This is a genomic window from Burkholderia sp. Se-20373, assembly GCF_017104705.1.
Lineage (GTDB): Bacteria > Pseudomonadota > Gammaproteobacteria > Burkholderiales > Burkholderiaceae > Burkholderia.
Genome location: NZ_JAAGPH010000388.1, coordinates 1 through 690, shown reverse-complemented (window position 1 = coordinate 690; position 690 = coordinate 1). Strand labels below are relative to the sequence as shown.

The 690-nt window shown below is 63.6% G+C and carries 1 pseudogene; it reads right to left on the bottom strand.

Annotation, left to right across the window (positions count from 1 at the left end):
- A pseudogene (locus G3N96_RS38920) lies at nucleotides 1-690 on the bottom strand (RHS repeat protein); the annotation flags it as partial.

The following is a 690-nucleotide window of genomic DNA, read 5'->3' as shown; positions in this document are numbered from 1 at the left end:
AGTACCAGGTCTCGTGGCCGAGCGCGTCGGTGACGTAGGTCAAGCGAATGTTCGGGTCCCACTCCAGCGTCGTATCGTAGCTGCCGTCGTCGGCCCATTCACGCACGGCCCTGGCCGTCGCGTGCTCACCATCCCAGCGCAGGTTCATGCCTCGGCCCGTGCGGTCCGTGTAGCGCGTGACCAGGTGGTGCCGATACGTATAGCTTCGGCTTGCGTCGTTCTCATCGAAGGCCTCGATCAGATCGCCGGCGTCATCGAACGTATAGTGAGCGAGCTGCCGCACCGGCTTGCCATCTTCGATCAGCCAGACCTGCGCCACATGCCCCTGCGCGTCGGGCACCACGCGAACGTGGGCATCGATCGCAACCTCATCCCCGTGATAGGACATCAGATCGGACGGCAATAACGTATGGCCGGGTACGGTCCGCGGGTGATCATAGGCGATCGCCAATCCCGCGCCGTTGCGCAGCACGATACTGGTCAGTCGGAAATGCTCGCCATGACGCTCGTAGGTTTCCTTCGCGTCGTAGCCGCGCGCCAGTGTGATGGCCCGATCGGACACCCGTACCAGCGTCACGTTCTCGATGGCGTCGTAATGGAACGCGCCGACCTTCGGCAGCGGGTACGCATGCGTGCGGCCGTCCGCCGCGTGATAACGAAGGCTTTCCGGCAGTGCGTCGTTATGCACGA